Raw genomic sequence first — 13,389 nt, forward strand, 5'->3', positions numbered from 1 at the left:
TCACACTCCTTATGTATTAAGTTCTTGTTCTGCTGCCTGAATATTGGCAAATTCTTCTTCTGGGGTGCCTGCGACCAAATGATGACGGCTATACAATAAGAAATAAAGAATAAATACAGCATAAATTGCGGCTGCCATAAACCACACTTTCGGATCCACCACAAAACCTGCAACCGTCGCTATAGCAGCTAAAACTAAGGCAATCGAAGCGGTGACAATTCCACCAGGTGCTTTATAAGGACGTGGCATATTCGGTTTTGCAATTTTTAATTTGATGTATGCCATCATCATTAACACATAAGAAATGGTGGCACCAAAGACTGCCATCAAAATCAGCAAATCGCCTTCACCAGATAAAGACAGCATAAACCCAATCACTCCAGGAATAATGATGGCTAAATGGGGTGCATGGTTTTTATTTGTTAATGAAAGTTTATTGGGTAAATAACCTGCGCGAGACAGAGCAAAAATTTGGCGTGAATAGGCATAAATAATCGAGAAGAAACTGGCAACTAAACCTGCCAATCCGACAAAATTAACAAAACCTGCTAACCAAGTATTTTCGCCATAGACCACTTTTAAAGCATCTACCAATGGCGCACCTGACTCTTTTAAGGTATCTGCTCCTGCGGCACCCGCACCCAAAAATAAAATGGCTAAGGCAAACACCGCTAAAATCAGCATTGAACCAATCAAACCACGCGGTAAAGATTTATGTGGTTCTTTGGCTTCTTCTGCCGCCAAAGGTACACCTTCTACCGCCAAAAAGAACCAAATGGCATAAGGCACAGCCGCCCAGATGCCTAAATAGCCCAAAGGCAAAAATGCACTTGCTCCAGCCGCATCGGTTTTGACAGGAATATTGAGTAAATTCTGACTGTCAAAATGTGGCACCATCGCCACAATAAAGACCAGTAATGCTACGGCAGCCACGGCGGTAATAACGAAAATAATTTTTAAGGCTTCTCCTGCACCTTTAAGGTGAATGCCCATAAAAAACAAATAGCAAAGTAAATAAACGAACCAGCCGCCTATCCCAAATAAGGACTCACAGTAAGCGCCAATAAATACCGCAATTGCTGCAGGTGCAATCGCGTATTCAATCAGGATTGCGGTTCCTGTTAAATAGCCACCCAAAGGTCCAAAAGCTGTACGAGCAAAACTATAACCGCCTCCCGCTGTCGGTAACATAGTCGACATTTCCGACATGGCTAAGCACATACATAAATACATAATCGCGACAATAATGGTGGCAATAAACATCCCGCCCCATCCGCCTTGCGCCAAGCCAAAGTTCCAGCCTGCAAAGTCACCAGAAATAACGTAGGCAACGCCTAGCCCTATAAGCAATAGCCATCCAACAGCGCCTTGTTTAAGTTTGCGTTGAGCAAAATATTCTGTATTGGAATGATGTTCTGAATTGCCTTCTGCAACTACACTTTTAACATTTGACATAGGCACCTCGCCCTCGCTTGATGCTAAACACAGATGCATAAGCCATACCAATTTTGACTTTTAGTTCAAAAATTTTGTATTCATTTATAAAAACAGCAGCTTATTTCGCTCAAGAATAGAGCCATTTTTAGCGGTATAATAGACAAGGTTACCGCAACGCCAGCCTCAAAGAATATGTAACCAATCTGCCTCAATACCACGAAACTAGAGTATAATTATCCACCTCATTTTAAATGCTCCTAATCTTTATGGCGTATAGTCAACAAAGTGTCACACTTGATCTTGACACCGACGTCACACATCAATGTTCACTACACTACACACGTGATCAGCATCTGATTGGTATTATTGAATTTACCAAACCTAGCTATGTGCTGAAATGGGGCGATTTAGAATATTTTCGTCGTCGCACTGAAGAGTTTTCAGTCATGCCCTTTCCAGAATGTGTGAATGCCATGGTTGTTGATATTCGCAATATTGCCGCATTCTTGGACAATGAAGTTCCAATTCTGCCTTGGCGCTTACTGGAAGAGGATTGTCCTGTGCGATTAGTGGTTCCACAAGACCGTCTGGAATATTATGCAGGTCTGTTTGAACCCATTTGGCTCAGTACAGATTTAGACAGTGCCATTTATGAAATTCGTGATTTTATGGATATGTTCGTGCACTAAATTGTAGTGACAAAAAAATCCTCCCAAATGGAGGATTTTTTATTTCTCATTCAATCGACTCATGATCGAATAGCATGATTTTACCAATAATTTTCAACTGCAATATTGCCTTCACCACGGCGGTTCATGGTTAAACCACGAGCTTTCAACGCCTCTTTAGTATCTTCTACCATTTGTGGATTACCGCACAACATTACATGACTGGTCACAGGATTCAGTTCGCAGCCAACAGCCCGTTCCAATGCACCATTCTCGATCAATATCGGCAAACGATCATGCAACACGGCTTGCGGATCACGGGTCACAATCGGCACAAATTTAAAACCTGTATGGCCTTCTCCGAAAGTTTCTGCAATCTCTTGAATACGTTCGACATAAGCCAATTCGGAAGCAGTACGAACACTGTAGACCAAATGAATTTTTTGATATTTGCTCCACGTTTCGAAGTCTTGCAGCATGGAAACAAAAGGTGCCAAGCCTGTGCCTGTCGCCAATAACCATAAATCCTGAGGTAAGGGCAATTGGTAACGGGTAAGGGTTAAAAATCCGTAAGGGATTTTTTCTAAATACAGTTCATTGCCCACTTGTAAATGCTGCAAGTTGGATGTAAATGCTCCATCTGGCACTACAATTGAAAAAAATTCTAAGGTTTCGTCAAACGGTGAGGACACAATTGAATAAGCACGAACCACCAATTCATCCCCGACTTTTAAGCCAATGCGGGCAAATTGACCTGCGGTAAACTTAAAATGTGCAGGACGTGTCATGGTGAAACTAAATAAAGTATTGGTCCAACGCTGTACAGATAAAACCTTTTCTACGCTAAATTTTTCAATTGACATGATTTCGACGTGGCATCAAAGACTGTGCTCATGTTAGCATGACAGCATAATTTATTAATATTTTTTAAATGTTAAGGCTACATTCATGCGCATGACTTTACGCCAATTGGCTGTTTTTGTAGCAGTCGCTCAAGAAGGCACCGTGACCAAAGCCAGCGACGCGGTGAAGTTGACTCAAAGTGCTGCAAGTATGGCACTGGCAGATCTAGAAGATGGTTTAGGGGCTCCGCTATTTGACCGTTTAGGCAAACGTCTGCAATTGAATGATTTAGGTCGTTTTCTATTGCCACAAGCGCTTGAAATTTTAGGGCGCTGCGAAGCCTTTGAACAAGCCGCTAAAGGCGAATTACAAAGTATCGATTTGCGTTTAGGGGCAACCTTAACCATTAGCGACTACTTAATGCCTGACCTGATGGCTAATTTTTTACAAATTCAACCGCAAGCGCATTTACAACTTCAGGTTGGAAATACGCGCCAAATGATTGAAGCAGTGAATCAATTCCAATTAGATCTTGCTTTGATTGAAGGTTCTTGTCATTTACCACAGCTCCAATGTATCCATTGGCGTGATGATGAACTGGCAGTGTGCTGTGCACCTAACCACCCTTTAGCACGCTTAAATCGTGAACTCAGCCCTGCTGACTTTGACAATGTAGAATGGATTCTACGTGAAGAAGGCTCAGGTACACGTGAAGTCTTTGATAATGCGATCTTACAAGACTTACCAGATGCCAATATTCGTCTCACCCTTGGACACAACGAAGCGATTCTTAAAATTGTTGCGGGTGGTTTAGGCATGTCGTGTATTTCTAAACTCGCGATTGAACCTTTACAAGAAAAAGGACATTTGGTGGTTCTGAAAACACCATTCTGGCAACTTTCACGACCTTTATTCATGTTGGTGCATCGCCAAAAGTATCAAGGACCCGGTTTAAAAGCCTTTATGAAATTCTGCGAAGGTTAATCACCTTCATCGTTAAAAATGCTCCTCACATGGAGCATTTTTTATTCCAAAATTTATCTTCCAAACTGCTTCTCACACGGTTCACCATCGTGATTGCCATCCATTTGTGTATTTGGGCAATTTCTTAAGAAAAATACAGCTTCATCATAAGATCGCATTTGACTACAGTGGGTCCGTCCGTCACATTTAAAATGCGCCAGTTGCTCATCCTTTTGTACCTTTGCAGCGTGAGTCGTTGTAACGCCAAAGGATGATGCTGTACTCACCTGCTGAACATTAACCGCATAACCCACTTTATCCAAATTTTTTCTGCCCTGCGTTGAAAGAATTCGGTCGGGTAAATCACCCTGTGCTTCTCGCTGTTGTTCTACAATTCTTTTTTGCTGTTGTATCAATTGCTCGGCTCTCAATTGTTTAGTAATACGATAATCCTGAACTTTTTGATAGGCCACAAAACCTAATCCAGCCAATAAGATCAGGATGAATAAAACGATATATTTGAAGCGCGATACAGATTTCTTGGGTAGAATAATTTTCTCTGAAATCGGTATCGTTCGATATACAAAGCTATGCTGCTCGATGAGGAGTGAATCATCCTCTGGCTTTAGATCTAAACGTACAATATCTGAGGCTTTAAACTTTCCTTGTTCTTCCACAACTCTAAACTTCAGTTGTTCTCCCATATTTGGCTTAATGTGCCAGCTTGGGAAATCTTTAATATGGAAAAAAATATCTTCCGATTCATCTGCGACACGAATAAAACCAAAACCACGTGCCGAATTGTAGTTTTTAATCTTCCCCTCAATAAACATAATTCGCCCTGATCTTTTTTATTTTTTTTATTGTAATTAATAAAAAAGAGACCCTAAAGTCTCTTTCTTCAATTTGAAATGAAATAAATCAAACAGTTCGTGATCAACGTCTAAAGTTTGTCAATAAAGCGGATGTAATCGATTTATTGTGTGTCGACACTTTAGACTTTTTCGCTTTGGCAGAATTGTCTGCTACACGTTCAATTTTAATTGCTTTGAATTTATTGCCATTCTCGACGACTAAAAATTTCACACGCTCATTGCGTTTCGGCTCACCATCTGCAAGCGGAAAATCAGAGATATGAAAGAAAATATCTTGCTCAGGCGTCGTAATAAAACCATAGCCTTTATCTGCGTTGTATTGGGTAATTTTCCCTTGTTGAAATTCAGATTTCATTCATTTCCACCTATTCTGTCAACATGCTGGATATAGTATATAAAAAAGAGGCTGTTACAGCCCCCCTTTCGAGCCATAACATTATTAATCTTTTTGCACTGAGCCAAAAATTTTGTCACCCGCATCACCTAGACCTGGCACGATATAGCCTTGCGCGTTTAAGCCGTCATCGACAGAAGCGGTGAAAATGGTCACATCTGGGTGTGCAGTTTCCACTTTTTTAATACCTTCAGGTGCCGCCACCAAAACCATGACACGAATGTCTTTACAACCGCTAGCTTTTAATACATCAATGGCCGCAACTAATGAAGAACCCGTTGCCAGCATTGGATCAATGATCATGGCAATACGGTTTTGTACATCTGGAACCAATTTTTTATAGTAAGTACGCGCTTCTAAAGTTTCTTCATCGCGCTCGAGGCCCAATACTGAAACTTTCGCACTTGGAATCAGGTTTAAGAAACCATCCAACATGCCAATCCCTGCACGTAGAATTGGCACTACAGTAATTTTTTTACCCGCAATACGTTGTGTCGTGACTTTACCTGCCCAACCATCTACTTCATGATCAACGACAGCTAAGTCTTTGGTCGCTTCGTAGGTCAGCAACATCGTCACTTCCTGTGCCAATTCACGGAAATTCTTTGTACTAATATCAGCACGACGCAATAAACCCAGTTTATGTCGAATTAGAGGATGACGAATTTCATGAATAGCCACGGGAGTACACCTAAAAAAATCAAAAACATTATTCATCTTATTATAAATGTTTTTTATAAATCTTATAACAAAAAAAGCCCCCGACTGGCGGAGGCTTTTTAATTAACACAATAATTTTTTCAATTATTGACGCGTTAACATGAAATGCAATGGAGATAAAATCTCAGCTTGTAAGGCCAGTTTAATAATTGGATCTGGATAAATACCAATCACCAATACTGCAAGTGCTGCGAGTAATACCATGATACCACCCACTTTTTGACCCCAGTGATCAACAGCATCAATACGTGGTGTTTCTGGCGGAGTCATATACATCACAACCATTACACGGAGGTAATAGTACAAACCAATACCTGAACCAACCACAATCATTGCAGCCAAGAACCAGTGTTGAGTTGTTACAGCAGCCATCACTACCAAGAACTTACCAATGAAGCCCGCTGTTAACGGAATGCCCGCTAAAGACAACATCATCACAGTTAAAGTCGCTGTTAATACTGGACGGCGCCAGAATAAACCACGGTAGTCAGCCAGACTTTCTGCTTCATCGACGTTGTTGTATGGGCTAGACATTAATGCCACAGCACCAAATGCACCAATGGTCGTTAACACATAAGTAATGACGTAAACTGATACGTTACCAAGGCTTGCATAGGTCATGCTGATTAAACCAATCAACAAGTAACCAAAGTGTGCAATCGATGAATAACCCAGAATACGTTTCAGGTTCACTTGACGTACCGCCAAGAAGTTACCCACCAAGATTGAAAGCACTGCAATGATGGTAATAATCGTCACTAAAGACTCAACCAAAATTGCGCCTGAAGTCAGCAAGTAACGTACAAATAGACCAATCGTCGCAACTTTCGCTGCTGTTGCAAGGAAGGTTGCAATCGGAGCTGGTGCCCCTGCATAAACGTCTGGTGTCCATTTGTGGAATGGTGCCAATGAAAGCTTAAAGCCCACTGCAAAAATAATCAGTGCTAAACCAAGAAGTACCATTGGTTGATGAATATTTTGCATTAATGCTTGGAAAGATTCGTAGAAAGACAACGAACCTGTATAAGCATAAATATACGCCATTCCCATCAGCAGCATTGCCGAAGCTGTTGCTGAAAGAACCAAGTATTTAATACCCGCTTCTAATGAGTTTGCACGTTGATGTGTATAAGCCAACATACCGTAAACAGGAATCGACATTAACTCAAGGCTAATGAAGAAAGATGCATAGTGTGAGCTTGCCACCATTAACATTGCACCCGCAACCGAGCACAGCATTAAGATATACAGTTCTTCACGGTTATCTTTATAGCTTTCAATATATGCATGTGACAACGTACAACATGCAAGTGATGCAATTAAGATCACCAATTGGTAAAGCATGGTGAACGGATCCACCATGAACATACCCATCACGTTTGATGGTGCAAATTGCCCACCAAACATGTTGAATAAAATATTTGCCGCAGCAAGGTTTAAGCCAACCACAGAAGCTGTTGCGATTAAATTATGGTTACGTTTAATCGAAGTGAGGACCATCACAACGACCGCGGTCAACGCCACGATCATTACAGGAGCTAATGGCATAAGCTCAGAAAAAGACATTGTGAAGTTCATGGCTTATTGCATCTCCACATTTTCGAGTTGAACAGATGCTTGATGCACAACGTCAACGACTTCTTGAACTGGAATATAGCTGTTTGCTAACCACGCCATACTTGAATTTGAAATATCAAGGAAGGATTGTGGGTAGAGACCAAGCCAAAGCAGACCAAACGCACAAATGAGCAAAATACCAACTTCACGTGCATTCAAATCTTTCAGTGGACTTGCGTAATGTTGTTTCTGCTCTTCATTTGGCGTACCAAATAAAGCTTTGTGAATCAAAATCAGACCATAAAGACCTGCGAATACTAAGCTGATTGCAGCTAAAATTGTGAATACAGGGAACTTCGCATAAGAACCCATCAAGATTAAGAACTCACCAATGAAGTTACCTAAACCTGGAATACCCACCAACGCTGCCACGAAGAACATCAAGAAGAATGAAAGGTATTGGAATTGACCACGAATACCACCCATTAAACGCATGTCACGTGTATGTAAGCGCTCATAAACCTGACCACACATAATGAACAGTGCAGCAGAAGATAAACCATGCGCCAACATCATGATCATCAGACCTTGGAAGGTCAAAATGTTACCTGCATACAATGCAAGTAAGATGAAGCCCATGTGTGAAATTGAGGTATAAGCCAACAGACGTTTCATGTCGGTTTGCTGGAAAGCACACCAAGCACCATAGAAAATGCCAATTAAACCCATGATGATTGCAATATCGGCAAACTGTGCAGACGCCGCTGGGAAGAATGGAATTACAAAACGGAGTAAACCGTACGCCGCTGTTTTAATCAAGATACCGGCTAAGTCTACAGAACCTGCTGTAGGTGCTTGCGCATGTGCATCAGGTAACCAACCGTGTAATGGAAACACTGGAAGTTTAACCGCGAAACCAACAAACAAACACAACATGAAGGCATAAGCCACCGCTGGAAGCTGAGCATCAAGCGTATTCGCCACACCTAACAAGTAGTTGTAGTCGAAGCCAATCATGCCAGTCATCATGTATCCATAAACCACTAGGCCTAGGATACCAATCAGCATAATTAAACCAGCAACTTGCGTATAGATGAAGAACTTAGTTGCAGCGTAAACACGTGATTTACCATCTGCACCACTGTGTCCCCAAAGTGCAATCAAGAAGTAGATTGGAACAAGCATCATCTCCCAGAAGAAGAAGAACAAGAACATATCAATCGAAATGAATACACCGATAACCCCGCCCAATGACCATAAAAGGTTCAAATGGAAGAAGCCTACGTTCTTTTGAATTTCACCCCAAGAACAACCAACTGCCAAAATACCCAACAGCGCAGTTAAGCCCACCATTAATAATGATAAGCCATCAACTGCCAAGTGAATATTGATGCCGAGGGTTTGAATCCACGGCAAGAAGAACTCTGCAGACCATGTTGGGACTTTTGCACCCAATTCATAGCTGTAAGTACCCGTTTGCCATAAAGCGACCGTTAAGCCCAAAGTAATGAGCATCCCTACGAGCGCAATATAGCGTGGTAGTTGTTGGTCGATTTTATCGACCACCCAACATAAAAAACCTGCAATGAACGGTACGAGGATCAGCGCGGGCAAAACCAAATTGTTTGTGATTTCCATCTTATTTCCCCACGACCTGAATCACGACTAAGATCATCAGTAGAACCACAATGCCCAGTGACATGCTCGAAGCGTATTCACGCAATGAACCTGTTTGACGAGAGCTTGTAAAGCCGTTACCAGCTTTCACAATTGCAGGTAATACGAGCCATAAACCATCAATTGGATCACGACCACAAATCTTAGCAATCAGTAAATATGGTTTTACGAAGATTAAGTCATACAAGGTATCGAAACCTAATGCATTACGGCAAATATTCGCCAAACCTGCACCCAGTGAAGTTTTCGCAAAACTTTTCACTGCACCGTAAGCAAAAGCAAATAAGATCACACCAATCACAAGACCAGCAAGTGCGATACCCACAGCCATATGTTCTGCGCCATGTACACCCGCTTCCATCGCTTCTGGAATAATCACTGCTGGAATTTTTGCAGCATTCAAAATGCTTTCTACAGGTGCTTTAAGTGCCGCACCCACGAAAGTTGAAAGAACCGCTAAAATTGACAAAGGCCCCCAGTAAGTCACGCCTTTGATTGCATGATATGGCGTATTTTCTTTTCCAAAGAATACAACCCAAATTAAGCGGAATGTATAAATTGAAGTCAAGAAAGCACCTGCAACACCTGTCCAGTACAAGCAGTCATATAACGCTACTGCCTGACCTTTCATCCATACAGCACCCAAGATTGCATCTTTCGAGAAGAAGCCAACGGTAATGAATGGAATTGCAGCCAATGCACCGCCACCAATGGCGAAGCAAGCAAATAGGAATTTATTCTTGTAGAACAAACCTCCCATTTTGAAAATGTTTTGTTCGTGGTGGTAAGCCAAGATCACCGCACCAGAAGACAAGAATAATAATGCCTTGAAGAATGCGTGAGTCAACATGTGGAACAGACCCGCTTGGTATGCTTCCGCACCGACTGCCATAAACATATAGCCCAACTGACTCATAGTTGAGTAAGCCAAGATACGTTTGATATCGGTTTGAACCAATGCAGCAAAGCCAGCAACCAATAAGGTCACAGCACCTGTAATCGAAATGAACATCATCACTTGCGGAGCCATTTCAAATACAGTGTGCATACGACAGCAAAGGTAAACACCCGCCGTCACCATTGTCGCTGCATGGATCAATGCAGATACTGGTGTAGGACCAGCCATTGCATCTGCTAACCATGTTTGCAGTGGAATCTGTGCAGATTTACCCGCAGCACCCAAGAACAACATTAATGCTGTCCAGATGGCCATAGATGAACCTTGCGTTAATACCGTTGGTGCCGCAGCAACCACTTCTGCAATGTTTAATGTACCGAACTGTTGGTAGATTAAGAACAATGCAATCAATAAGAACACATCACCGACACGCGTTACGGTAAATGCTTTGATTGCAGCAAAACCGTTTTCTGGGTTTTGGTAGTAATAACCAATCAGCAAGTACGAGCAAAGACCAACGCCTTCCCAACCTAGGAATAACAATGCCAAGTTATCGCCAAGAACCAGCAATAACATACTAGCAACGAACAGGTTGAAATAAGAGAAGAAACGTGCAAAGTCTTCTTCGCCACGCATGTACCATGAAGCAAAGATATGAATGAGGAAACCTACACCCGTCACCATACCCATCATCAATAATGACAAGCCATCAAGGTGCAAGCTAATGCCTGGTGCAAGACCGCCAACATTGAACCATGTCCACAAGTGTTGTACTTGCGGCACCGAACCGTTGTTAACGAAATCCATCCCCGCAATAAGGGCAAATAAAGCAGATAGACCTACAGCCCCAACGCCAATAATCGCTGCAACTTTCTCAGGTAAATTCTGGCGCCCCGCCGCTAATAAAATAAAACCGATTAGCGGAAATAAAACTGTTAAATATAAATAACTCATCCGCGCATCTCACTAGCAGCATCCACATCCAAATGATGGAAGCGATGATAAAACTGAAGGACAATCGCAAGACCGATACAAGCCTCTGCCGCAGCAAGGGTCAAAATCAGAATGAACATAATTTGTCCATCTGGTTGCACCCAAGCACTACCCGCCAAAACGAATGCCAACGCAGCAGCATTCATCATGACTTCAAGGCTCATTAACATAAATAATAGGTTGCGTCGCACCATTACACCGTAAAAACCCAGTGCAAAAAGAATGGTCGCAACGATCAAACCATGTTCTAAAGGGATGTTGCCCATTATTGTTTGTCCTCTTCTGCACTTGGCTCACGTTTACCTAAGTGGAATGCTGCAACCAAGGCTGCTAGCAATAACATCGCGGCAACTTCTACCAATAATAAGTAGTGAGTAAAGAGTGCTTGACCAACGGCTTTCGGACCTACAATTTCAGTGCCCATTACTGGACCTGCTGTGGTGTAGTCTGAACCTAACATCCAAACTAAAATCAAGCCCATTAGAAAGCTCATGAGTGCTGGATATGCCCAAGCAGATGACGTTAACCATTTGCGCTCTTGATCAACCGTATGTTGACCAAGATTCAGCATCATCACCACGAACACGAATAACACCATGATCGCGCCAGCATAAACGATAATTTCCAGTGCACCCGCAAATGGTGCACCCACAATCATGAACATCCCTGCAACAGCAAGTAAAGACACGATCAAGCTAAGTAACGCATGTACAGGGTTCGCGTTAGTAACTACACGAACCGTAGAAACGATGGCCACGAGTGCCATCAAATAAAACGGCCACATCATGGTAATAGACTCCGTACATCAACAGGTGCGCTTTCACGTTGCGCCTGACCTTTTTCTTTACCTGTTACAGCCATACCTGTAACACGGTAGAAGTTGTAGTCTGGATATTTACCAGGACCTGAAATGAGTAAATTCTCTTTCTCATATACTAGGTCTTGACGAACGTACTCGCCTAATTCGAAATCAGGTGTCATCTGAATTGCTGTAGTTGGACACGCTTCTTCACACATCCCGCAGAAAATACAACGCGAGAAATTAATACGGAAGAATTCTGGATACCAACGACCATCTTCTTTTTCAGCTTTTTGTAATGAAATACAGCCAACTGGGCATGCAACAGCACATAAGTTACATGCCACACAACGCTCTTCACCATCTGGATCGCGCGTTAATACAATACGACCACGGAAACGTGGTGGTACGATTTCTTCAGCTGGTACTTCTGGATATAAAATCGTGTCACGTTTACGCGTCACGTGGCTGAATACCATCCACAATGAACGTACAATTGACCCAACTCCAGCTAGAAACTTAAACATTTTGTTCTCCCTGCCGTCTTAGGCCTGATTCATCAGAATCACAGCACCAGTCACAAGTAAGTTGACCAATGCCAATGGCAAGCAAATTTTCCAACCAAAGTTCATTACTTGGTCATAACGTGGACGCATTAATGAACCACGTGCCAATACAAACATCATCACAAAAAATGCTGTTTTGATAATGAACCAGAATACGGGTGGAATAAACGGAATTTCAAGGTTGAATGGTGCTAACCAACCACCGAAGAATAGCGTTACGATCAATGCAGAAATCAGAACCACGTTGACATATTCAGCAACGAAGAACATCCCCCATTTCATACCGCCATATTCTACGTGGTAACCTTCCGCCAATTCTTGTTCTGCTTCGGGTTGGTCAAATGGGTGACGATGCGTTACCGCAACACCCGCAACCACGAAAATTAAGAAACCTAAGAACTGTGGAATCACAAACCATACATCTTTTTGTGCTTCTACGATTTCACGCATGTTGAATGAGCCTGCAATCGCAACCACACCCATAAGTGAAATACCCAAGAACACTTCATATGAAATGGTTTGCGCAGCAGAACGTAGACCGCCAAGTAATGCATATTTGTTGTTTGAAGCCCAACCACCAAATAACACTGCATAGACTGCAATACCCGCCATTGCCATAAAGAACAATAAGCCAATGCTCATGTCTGCCACACCCAAATATGGGCTTACAGGAATCACCATGAACGACAGTACCGCAGTTGCCATGGCAACTGCTGGTGCTAAACGGAACGTTAACTTATCCGCAAACTTTGGTGTCCAGTCTTCCTTAAACATGATTTTCAACATGTCGGCAACAATCTGGAACATACCGCCAGGACCAACACGGTTTGGACCGTAACGGTCTTGCCATAAGCCGAGCAAACGGCGCTCGACAAATGACATCAGTGCTGCAATCAAAACCACCACCAATAAAATGACAATGGCTTGAATAACAGAGTACGCAATTGGCCAATTCTCTGCCCAGAGCGGTGTTTGACGTATAATTTCTTGATTCATGAA

14 protein-coding genes are annotated in these 13,389 nt (G+C 42.4%); 2 read left to right on the forward strand and 12 right to left on the reverse strand.

The annotated features are described in order from the left end of the window. Window positions 1-9: 9 nt before the first annotated feature. Entirely contained in the window at window positions 10-1,455 is a 1,446-nt protein-coding gene (gene eat, locus E0H87_RS08375; protein ID WP_131323166.1) for an ethanolamine permease, read from the reverse strand. Window positions 1,456-1,703: 248 nt separating this feature from the next. On the opposite strand from eat, the gene E0H87_RS08380 reads away from it, so the two are divergent. Beyond that, window positions 1,704-2,126: a hypothetical protein gene (locus E0H87_RS08380; RefSeq protein WP_131262592.1), complete on the forward strand. Its 423-nt coding sequence runs from the start codon at window positions 1,704-1,706 to the stop codon at window positions 2,124-2,126. Between the two features lie 80 nt (window positions 2,127-2,206). Here E0H87_RS08380 and E0H87_RS08385 read toward each other — a convergent pair whose 3' ends face one another. Further along, window positions 2,207-2,968, reverse strand: a complete 762-nt coding sequence (locus E0H87_RS08385) for a ferredoxin--NADP reductase (protein WP_131323167.1) — start codon at window positions 2,966-2,968, stop codon at window positions 2,207-2,209. An 85-nt stretch (window positions 2,969-3,053) separates the two neighbouring features. Here E0H87_RS08385 and gigC point away from each other — a divergent pair, with 85 nt between their 5' ends. Next, complete coding sequence (gene gigC / locus E0H87_RS08390; protein WP_131323168.1) at window positions 3,054-3,932, forward strand: LysR family transcriptional regulator GigC; 879 nt, start codon at window positions 3,054-3,056, stop codon at window positions 3,930-3,932. A gap of 53 nt (window positions 3,933-3,985) precedes the next feature. On the opposite strand, the gene E0H87_RS08395 is transcribed toward gigC, so the two are convergent. From E0H87_RS08395 to nuoH, 10 genes are all read right to left on the reverse strand, one after another. Continuing rightward, window positions 3,986-4,744 carry a cold shock domain-containing protein gene (locus E0H87_RS08395; protein ID WP_131323169.1) on the reverse strand — a complete coding sequence of 253 codons (759 nt, stop codon included), beginning with the start codon at window positions 4,742-4,744 and terminating at the stop codon, window positions 3,986-3,988. Between the two features lie 103 nt (window positions 4,745-4,847). Continuing rightward, complete coding sequence (locus E0H87_RS08400; protein WP_131323170.1) at window positions 4,848-5,141, reverse strand: cold-shock protein; 294 nt, start codon at window positions 5,139-5,141, stop codon at window positions 4,848-4,850. Window positions 5,142-5,225: 84 nt separating this feature from the next. Continuing rightward, window positions 5,226-5,861 carry a uracil phosphoribosyltransferase gene (gene upp, locus E0H87_RS08405; RefSeq protein ID WP_131323171.1) on the reverse strand — a complete coding sequence of 212 codons (636 nt, stop codon included), beginning with the start codon at window positions 5,859-5,861 and terminating at the stop codon, window positions 5,226-5,228. Between the two features lie 123 nt (window positions 5,862-5,984). Beyond that, window positions 5,985-7,478 (reverse strand): NADH-quinone oxidoreductase subunit NuoN, encoded by a 1,494-nt coding sequence (gene nuoN, locus E0H87_RS08410; RefSeq protein ID WP_131323172.1) that lies wholly within the window; start codon window positions 7,476-7,478, stop codon window positions 5,985-5,987. A 3-nt stretch (window positions 7,479-7,481) separates the two neighbouring features. Further along, window positions 7,482-9,089: an NADH-quinone oxidoreductase subunit M gene (gene nuoM / locus E0H87_RS08415; RefSeq protein WP_171458363.1), complete on the reverse strand. Its 1,608-nt coding sequence runs from the start codon at window positions 9,087-9,089 to the stop codon at window positions 7,482-7,484. Between the two features lie 7 nt (window positions 9,090-9,096). Beyond that, window positions 9,097-10,986, reverse strand: a complete 1,890-nt coding sequence (gene nuoL / locus E0H87_RS08420) for an NADH-quinone oxidoreductase subunit L (RefSeq protein ID WP_131323174.1) — start codon at window positions 10,984-10,986, stop codon at window positions 9,097-9,099. Next, the gene (gene nuoK / locus E0H87_RS08425; protein ID WP_039621332.1) at window positions 10,983-11,291 is read right to left on the reverse strand and encodes an NADH-quinone oxidoreductase subunit NuoK; all 309 of its coding nucleotides are present in this window, start codon (window positions 11,289-11,291) and stop codon (window positions 10,983-10,985) included. Before nuoK ends, nuoL begins: the two co-directional genes overlap by 4 nt. After that, a complete protein-coding gene (nuoJ, locus tag E0H87_RS08430; protein WP_171458246.1) occupies window positions 11,291-11,809 on the reverse strand; it encodes an NADH-quinone oxidoreductase subunit J in 519 nt (172 codons plus the stop codon). The genes nuoK and nuoJ overlap by 1 nt, the downstream gene beginning before the upstream one ends. Next, window positions 11,809-12,351: an NADH-quinone oxidoreductase subunit NuoI gene (gene nuoI / locus E0H87_RS08435; RefSeq protein WP_116762494.1), complete on the reverse strand. Its 543-nt coding sequence runs from the start codon at window positions 12,349-12,351 to the stop codon at window positions 11,809-11,811. Before nuoI ends, nuoJ begins: the two co-directional genes overlap by 1 nt. 18 nt (window positions 12,352-12,369) lie before the next feature. Further along, complete coding sequence (gene nuoH / locus E0H87_RS08440) at window positions 12,370-13,386, reverse strand: NADH-quinone oxidoreductase subunit NuoH (RefSeq protein WP_116762492.1); 1,017 nt, start codon at window positions 13,384-13,386, stop codon at window positions 12,370-12,372. Window positions 13,387-13,389: the final 3 nt, after the last annotated feature.

Origin of the sequence: Acinetobacter sp. ANC 4178 (assembly GCF_004331175.1) — a bacterium.
In the GTDB taxonomy this organism is placed as follows: Bacteria; Pseudomonadota; Gammaproteobacteria; order Pseudomonadales; family Moraxellaceae; genus Acinetobacter.

Coding starts and splice junctions, on each gene's coding strand:
- eat (WP_131323166.1), bottom strand. CDS start 1,455: ATGTCAAATGTTAAAAGTGTAGTTGCAGAAGGCAATTCAGAACATCAT.
- E0H87_RS08380 (WP_131262592.1), top strand. CDS start 1,704: ATGGCGTATAGTCAACAAAGTGTCACACTTGATCTTGACACCGACGTC.
- E0H87_RS08385 (WP_131323167.1), bottom strand. CDS start 2,968: ATGTCAATTGAAAAATTTAGCGTAGAAAAGGTTTTATCTGTACAGCGT.
- gigC (WP_131323168.1), top strand. CDS start 3,054: ATGCGCATGACTTTACGCCAATTGGCTGTTTTTGTAGCAGTCGCTCAA.
- E0H87_RS08395 (WP_131323169.1), bottom strand. CDS start 4,744: ATGTTTATTGAGGGGAAGATTAAAAACTACAATTCGGCACGTGGTTTT.
- E0H87_RS08400 (WP_131323170.1), bottom strand. CDS start 5,141: ATGAAATCTGAATTTCAACAAGGGAAAATTACCCAATACAACGCAGAT.
- nuoN (WP_131323172.1), bottom strand. CDS start 7,478: ATGAACTTCACAATGTCTTTTTCTGAGCTTATGCCATTAGCTCCTGTA.
- nuoL (WP_131323174.1), bottom strand. CDS start 10,986: ATGAGTTATTTATATTTAACAGTTTTATTTCCGCTAATCGGTTTTATT.
- nuoK (WP_039621332.1), bottom strand. CDS start 11,291: ATGGGCAACATCCCTTTAGAACATGGTTTGATCGTTGCGACCATTCTT.
- nuoJ (WP_171458246.1), bottom strand. CDS start 11,809: ATGTGGCCGTTTTATTTGATGGCACTCGTGGCCATCGTTTCTACGGTT.
- nuoI (WP_116762494.1), bottom strand. CDS start 12,351: ATGTTTAAGTTTCTAGCTGGAGTTGGGTCAATTGTACGTTCATTGTGG.
- nuoH (WP_116762492.1), bottom strand. CDS start 13,386: ATGAATCAAGAAATTATACGTCAAACACCGCTCTGGGCAGAGAATTGG.